The 294-nt window shown below is 44.9% G+C and carries 1 tRNA gene and 1 rRNA gene; both read left to right on the top strand.

What is annotated here, in order from left to right:
- Positions 1–53, top strand: a 16S ribosomal RNA gene (locus PEPTYR26121_RS08955); the annotation flags it as partial.
- Positions 54–126: 73 nt separating this feature from the next.
- A tRNA-Ala gene (locus PEPTYR26121_RS08950) sits at positions 127–202 on the top strand.
- Positions 203–294 lie beyond the last annotated feature (92 nt).

Genomic DNA, 294 nt, shown 5'->3' with positions numbered 1-294 from the left:
TGAAGTCGTAACAAGGTAGCCGTATCGGAAGGTGCGGCTGGATCACCTCCTTTCTAAGGAAGAAGGCTCTTGCCTGCGGGCAGGAGCCACAAAGATGGACATTCTCTTATACCTTTAATTATATATGGGGGTGTAGCTCAGTTGGGAGAGCACCTGCCTTGCAAGCAGGGGGTCAGGAGTTCGAATCTCCTCATCTCCACCATGCATCTTATGATGCAACCCATTGAACCATGACAATTGCATATACAATCAAATACGAGAACATCGTAAATCAAATCTTCAAATTTATTTAAG

The sequence above is a fragment of the Aedoeadaptatus nemausensis genome, assembly GCF_903819165.1.
Lineage (GTDB): Bacteria > Bacillota > Clostridia > Tissierellales > Peptoniphilaceae > Aedoeadaptatus > Aedoeadaptatus nemausensis.
This window is presented reverse-complemented; position numbering and strand designations above follow the sequence as displayed.